This is a genomic window from Enteractinococcus helveticum, assembly GCF_020742345.1.
GTDB classification, from domain to species: domain Bacteria; phylum Actinomycetota; class Actinomycetes; order Actinomycetales; family Micrococcaceae; genus Yaniella; species Yaniella helvetica_A.
The window spans coordinates 25,121-31,604 of record NZ_DYXC01000005.1; the positions used below are offsets into that span (position 1 = coordinate 25,121).

The window sequence follows — 6,484 nt, forward strand, 5'->3', positions numbered from 1 at the left end:
TCCAGTATCTCGCATTTTGCAAAGCGGTGCCCAATTGGTCACCAACATTATCCCGTACGCTAACACTAGGATCCCTCGACCCATCAGATGACCGGCCGAGGGATGATAGGTGCTGCTTGCGTTACGGTAAGGTGTTAGGCTTTTGCGGCGTTGAGTTCAGCAATTTCGACGACGTTGGCCACCAGTTCCACGCGGGTCATTGGACCCACGCCACCTGGGTTTGGCGACATGGCCGCGGCCACCTCTTCTACGTCCTTGGCAACGTCTCCCACAATGCGGGTTTTGCCGTCGTCGGTGGTTTCACGGCTCACGCCCACGTCAAGAATGACGACGCCTTCTTTGACTTTATCTTTGGTGACCATGCCAGGATTTCCTGCGGCGGCGATGATAATATCAGCCTGCCCGATCAGCTCATCCATGTTGGTGGTGCCAGTGTGGGCGGCGATCACGGTGGCATTGACATCACGACGGGTGAACAGCAAGGTCGCGGGTCGGCCAATAGTGATACCGCGACCAATGACCAGCACGGTCTTGCCCTTGGTGTCGATGTCATAGCGCCGCAACAGGGTCAGACAACCCTTCGGAGTACAAGGCAGCGGCCAGGTAATCTCGCCACCGGCATTTGCGACCAGACGCCCAAGGTTCAACGGGTGCAGACCATCTGCGTCTTTGCCTGGATCGATGGCCTCCAGCACCGTATCGGTGTCGATCTGCTTTGGTAGGGGCAACTGCACAATGTATCCGGTGCATTCCGGGTTGTTATTCAACTCGTTGATGACATCCAAGACTTCTTCTTGGGTGGCTGATTCAGGAAGCTCGCGGTGCAACGAGGTGATGCCAACTTCTTCCATGTCGCGGATTTTGGCGCCAACATAGGATTGCGAGGCCGGGTCAGCACCTACCAGTACGGTCCCAAGCCCGGGCGTGATGCCCTGTTCTTTGAGTTTGGCAACTCGTTGGGCGAGATCTTCTTTCATGGCGGCCGCGGTGGCTCGGCCATCTAGTTTCAACGCTGTCATCTTGAGGCGACGTCCTTGTCTAGTTGGTTTGGCTTTCGACGTTAACCCGCGTCCGGGCCCAACCACTTAGTGTAATGGTGGACCCGGACACTGTCATTAGTCGGTGAGCACTTGCTGGCTTACCAGTTTTCAAATCCCTCATACAGTGGGAAATCGTTGGCCAGTTTGTCGGTGCGGGCGCGCAGTGCTTCCACATCAGGATTTGCTTTCAGCGCGTTGGCGATAATGTCTGCAACTTCGGTGAATTCTTGGGTACCAAAACCGCGCGTGGCCAGCGCAGGGGTACCGATGCGCAGACCAGAAGTGGTCATTGGTGGGCGGGGATCCCATGGCACCGAGTTGCGGTTGACGGTGATACCCACTTCGTCCAGAATGTTCTCCCCCTGTTTGCCATCCAGCTCGGAGTTGCGCAGGTCAACCAGCACCAGGTGCACATCGGTGCCGCCGGTCAGCACCGAAACACCGGCGTCAGCGACGTCGGATTCGGTCAAACGGGAAGCCAGGATCTGAGCACCTTCCAGGGTGCGTTGTTGACGACGTTTGAATTCTTCTGATGCAGCAATCTTGAATGCAACAGCTTTACCAGCAATCGCATGCATTAGCGGACCGCCCTGCTGGCCTGGGAAGACGCGCGAGTTGATCTTCTTGCCGTATTCTTCCTTGGCTAGAATGAACCCGGAACGTGGACCACCCAGCGTCTTATGCACGGTCGAGGAAACGACATCGGCGTGTGGGACCGGGTTGGGGTGCAGACCTGCTGCCACCAGACCGGCGAAGTGGGCCATATCAACCCAGAGTTTGGCGCCAACTTCTTGGGCAATCGAAGCGAAGGCTTCGAAGTCCAGCTGGCGCGGATAGGCCGACCAACCGGCCACAATAACCGCTGGCTTTTCTGCCAGGGCTTGTTCACGAACCTTGTCCATGTCAATACGGAACGTTTGGCGGTCGACTTCATAGGCCACGATATTGTGACGACGACCCGAGAAGTTCAGCGGCATACCGTGGGTGAGGTGGCCACCGTGATCCAGCGACAACCCCATCAGGGTATCGCCCGGTTCCATCAGGGCTTCCATCACGGCCACGTTGGCCTGAGCACCGGCGTGGGGCTGCACGTTGGCATACTCGGCACCGAAGAGGGTTTTAGCGCGATCGATGGCCAGATTTTCAGCGATATCGACGTATTCACAGCCACCGTAGTAGCGACGTCCTGGGTAACCTTCGGCATATTTATTGGTCAACACGGAACCCTGGGTTTCCAAGATGGACCGTGGAACAAAGTTCTCCGAGGCAATCATTTCCAAGCTGTTGCGCTGGCGGCCCAGTTCCAGTCCCAGCACCTCAGCAATTTCAGGGTCAACTTCTGTCAATGGGGCGTTATTGACATTGGACATTTCAGACATCGCACTCCTGGTGAAAATTTCTCAACGACTCCACTCATCCTAATGGGCTATTACACCCCCGGAGTGCACTTGTCATTAACTGCACCTGTGTGGCGGGACCTGAACTACGCTGGTGCCATGTCGTCGGATAACACCAGCATGCCGTGTGCTCGGGCTCGTCATTTCAACATTGTGGTGATCGGCGCCGGTCAGGCCGGACTTTCCGCCGCCGGCACGCTGCACCGTCGCGGTCTAGTTGCCGGCAGTGACTTTGCGGTTCTGGATGCTAACCAGGGCCCCGGTGGTGCTTGGCGGCACCGTTGGAATGCCCTCACCCTGGGGCGCGCTCACGGCGTCCACGACCTACCGGGCTTTGCCTTGAAGAATCCAGACACCTGGCGTCCGGCGTCACAAGTGGTGGGTGAATATTACGGCGCATATGAACAACACCTAGGACTCGAGGTCATCCGTCCAACCAAAGTCAAGGTGGTAACCCAGCCGCAAGATGACGTGTTCTATATCTCCACCGACGGCACAGACTTCACGGCCAACGCCGTCATTAATGCCACCGGCACCTGGGAGAGCCCCAATATTCCCTACTATCACGGCCTGGAATATTTCACCGGAAAGCAGTGGCACACCAAAACCTTCCGCGATGTCGAAGACTTCCGCGACCAGCGCGTGCTTGTGGTCGGCGGTGGTGCATCGGCGATCCAATTTTTGATGATGTTGGAAAAAGTTACCGACCACACCGTGTGGGTTTCGCGCTCATTGCCGCGCTGGAACCCGGAACACTTCAGCCCTGACTGGGGTCGCAGGGTGGAAGAACGAGTGACGACGTTGGTCACCGCGGGTAAAGTGCCCCGGTCGGTGGTATCGAATACGGGCCTGGCATTGAATGAGGACTCCCTGGATTTCATAAATCGCGGAGCATTGGTGTTCCGCGGGTTCATTGATTCCTTTGGCGCCGATCAGGTAACCCTCAACGGGCCCGGTCCCGACGGCGCGACCATTAACTCACAAGGTCCGGCGGTTGATAATCTGTTGCGCGCCCGAGATCCGCGGTTAGCCCAGATGCACCGCAATACCGAAATTTTGCCCGGCCATGGAACCGATATCCCCCACCAGTGGGTTACCCCAATCGACTCTATTTTGTGGGCCACCGGGTTCCAACACAGTCTCGGGCATCTTTATCCGCTGGATATTCGCAGCGAATATGGCGGCGTGGTCGTTGGCAAAGATGGTGTAACGGTGCCGGCTGCGCCCGGAGTATTTCTGGTGGGCTACGGTGCATCAGCCTCAACGGTTGGGGCTACGCGGGCGGGGCGAAAGGCCGCCGTCGCCGCGATTCAGTACCTCGGATAATCGGCTGAGTCCAATGTCACAGTCCGCAGACTATTTTGAATGATTCATAAAAAGTGGCATAATGGAGATATTGATCGACGAAGGAGGTAACAGGTGAGCCACAGTAGCCAGACCATCGATTGGCCGTCACGTATTCGGGCAACCGGATTGCGGTCTACACGGCAACGCGTCGCAACTTTAGAAGCCCTTGCCGGGCTACCACACGCAACCGCCGATGAGCTATTAAAACTGGTTCGCCAGTCGTTTCCTGCGATCACAATTCAATCCATCTATACCGTGGTGCAATCCCTGGTGGATGTCGGGTTGGTGCGGAAACTTGAGTTTGGGCCCACCGCCCGATTCGAAATTCAGCACTTCGACAACCACCATCACGTCCACTGCCGGGTGTGCGGACGCATCGAAGATGTGCCATGCCAACATGGCAGCGCCCCGTGTATGAGCCCCGTTGAGACGCACGGCATGGTCATTGACACCGCCGACGTCGTCTACTACGGAACATGTACCAGCTGTTTGGACGCACTTGATCACCCCACGGTTGGTGACACAAAAGTGTCTACCTAAGCTGGAACTTTGCCCACCTAGTTCATCTCACCGAGGTCTTAAGGAGACTGAATTCATGGCTGAGAAAAAAACGCCACACGCAACCGGGTCCACAACCCAAGCCGGCATCCCAGCTGTTAGCGACCGCAACTCGCTAACCGTTGGTCCAGACGGCCCCATCGTCTTACACGATGCTCACCTGGTCGAAACCCTGCAGCACTTCAACCGGATGAACGTCCCAGAACGTCGTCCACATGCCAAGGGTTCCGGCGCTTTTGGTACCTTCAAGGTCACCGAAGATGTCTCGCAGTACACCAAAGCCGCCATGTTCCAGCCCGGCGTTGAAACCGAAATGTTGGCTCGGTTCTCAACCGTTGCCGGTGAACTGGGTTCACCAGACACCTGGCGCGACGTCCGCGGTTTTGCCCTGAAGTTCTACACGGAAGAGGGCAACTTCGACCTGGTTGGGAACAACACCCCAATCTTCTTTGTGCGCGACCCAATGAAGTTCCCACACTTCATCCGTTCGCAGAAACGTCTGCCAGATTCCGGTCTGCGTGACAACACCATGCAGTGGGACTTCTGGACCCAGAACCCAGAAACCGCACACCAGGTCACCTACTTGATGGGCCCACGTGGTCTACCAAAGACCTGGCGCAACATGAACGGTTACGGCTCCCACACCTACATGTGGGCCAACGCCGCCGGCGAACGCTTCTGGGTCAAATTCCACTTCCTGACCAACCAGGGCTTGGAAAACCTATCGAATGAAGAAGCCGAAGCACTGGCAGGCTCCGACGCCGAATACCACCGCCGTGACCTGTTCGATGCAATCGAACGTGGCGACAACCCATCATGGGATCTCTACGTGCAAATCATGCCGTATGAGGAGGCCAAGACCTACCGTTTCAATCCATTCGATCTAACCAAGACCTGGTCGCAGAAGGATTACCCACGCATCAAGGTGGGCACCATGGAGCTCAACCGCAACCCGGAAAACCACTTCGCTCAGATCGAGCAGGCCGCGTTCTCCCCTGCCAACATGGTTCCAGGTATCGGCATGTCTCCAGACAAGATGTTGCTGGGTCGTAACTTCGCCTACCAGGACGCTCAGCGTTACCGCATCGGTACCAACTTCCAGCAGCTGCCGGTCAACCGTCCGATCAATGAAGTCCACACCTACAACTTCGAAGGTTCCATGTGGTACGACCACACTGGTGCCCGTCGTCCATACGCACCAAACTCGTTTGGAGATTCCTGGTCGGATGAAGAAGGCGCCGTTGACGTCAGCTGGGAAACCGACGGCGACCTAGTCCGTCAGGCATACACCCTGCGTGAAGACGACAGCGACTTCATCCAGCCCAACATTCTGGTCAACGAAGTCTTCTCCCAAGAAGAACGCGACGGCTTGGTCGACACAGTTGCCGGTGCCCTTGAAACCGTGATCGAACCCGTGCTGTCCAACGCTATCCAGTACTGGAAGAACGTTGACGAAACCATCGGTCAGCGCATTGAAGACCGCATCCGTCAGGGCGGTTCTGCTGGCGATCAGCAGCCAGGCGGCGATCCAAAAGACACCGCCGACTCGATCGCCTAAACGCCTAGCAACGATGATCGTTTCGTCTGAAGACGATACGTAGTCAAAGAATTCCGGCTCCCTCATCGCGTGGGGGCCGGAATTTTTTCTACCAACGACGACGTTCCCCGCATCAACGACGCAGCCGGTTCAGGATCACGCCATATCTCCGATGCTGATCAGCGGGCCGGACTTGTCATAGCGATCCTCAAGACGGAAATCGTTGTCGAGGATGCAACAAATAGGTGGTGCCAAGACAAGCTTTGCCGATGTTGTAACAATTCATGACCGCGCCGTTGCACATTAAATGTGCTGAAGCGCTAATATACCAACAGGCTCCCGCTACATGTTAGGAAATTGACGTTCATGGTCATTGGTAAAAACAATCTCATTGTTACGTTGTCTTGTCCGAATCAGCCGGGGATTGTGCATGCTCTGACTGGGGCGTTGTTGAAGGTTCATGCGGATATTGCTGAGTCTCAGCAGTTTGATTCCCCGCACAGTGGGACGTTTTTTATGCGCGTGCAATTTTCTACGGATTGTTCCGTGGCCGATACGCAAACAGCCATTGCCGACGTCGTTAAACAATACGATATGCAAGCCCG

Annotated in this window: 6 protein-coding genes; 4 read left to right on the plus strand and 2 right to left on the minus strand. The window is 56.2% G+C overall.

The annotated features are described in order from the left end of the window. Positions 1-134: 134 nt before the first annotated feature. Together K8V32_RS00375 and glyA are read right to left on the minus strand one after the other, a co-directional pair. Complete coding sequence (locus K8V32_RS00375; RefSeq protein ID WP_303901207.1) at positions 135-1,019, minus strand: bifunctional methylenetetrahydrofolate dehydrogenase/methenyltetrahydrofolate cyclohydrolase; 885 nt, start codon at positions 1,017-1,019, stop codon at positions 135-137. A 119-nt stretch (positions 1,020-1,138) separates the two neighbouring features. Further along, the gene (gene glyA, locus K8V32_RS00380; RefSeq protein ID WP_303901209.1) at positions 1,139-2,419 is read right to left on the minus strand and encodes a serine hydroxymethyltransferase; all 1,281 of its coding nucleotides are present in this window, start codon (positions 2,417-2,419) and stop codon (positions 1,139-1,141) included. Positions 2,420-2,536: 117 nt separating this feature from the next. Between glyA and K8V32_RS00385 the strand changes: the two genes are divergently transcribed. The 4 genes from K8V32_RS00385 to K8V32_RS00400 form a co-directional block, all read left to right on the plus strand. Next, the gene (locus K8V32_RS00385) at positions 2,537-3,763 is read left to right on the plus strand and encodes an NAD(P)-binding domain-containing protein (RefSeq protein ID WP_303901211.1); all 1,227 of its coding nucleotides are present in this window, start codon (positions 2,537-2,539) and stop codon (positions 3,761-3,763) included. Positions 3,764-3,856: 93 nt separating this feature from the next. Beyond that, positions 3,857-4,324 carry a Fur family transcriptional regulator gene (locus K8V32_RS00390; RefSeq protein WP_303901213.1) on the plus strand — a complete coding sequence of 156 codons (468 nt, stop codon included), beginning with the start codon at positions 3,857-3,859 and terminating at the stop codon, positions 4,322-4,324. Between the two features lie 55 nt (positions 4,325-4,379). Continuing rightward, complete coding sequence (locus K8V32_RS00395; protein ID WP_303901215.1) at positions 4,380-5,900, plus strand: catalase; 1,521 nt, start codon at positions 4,380-4,382, stop codon at positions 5,898-5,900. Positions 5,901-6,245: 345 nt separating this feature from the next. After that, positions 6,246-6,484 (plus strand): ACT domain-containing protein (locus K8V32_RS00400; protein ID WP_303901217.1); only part of this gene is annotated, 239 nt, incomplete at its 3' end.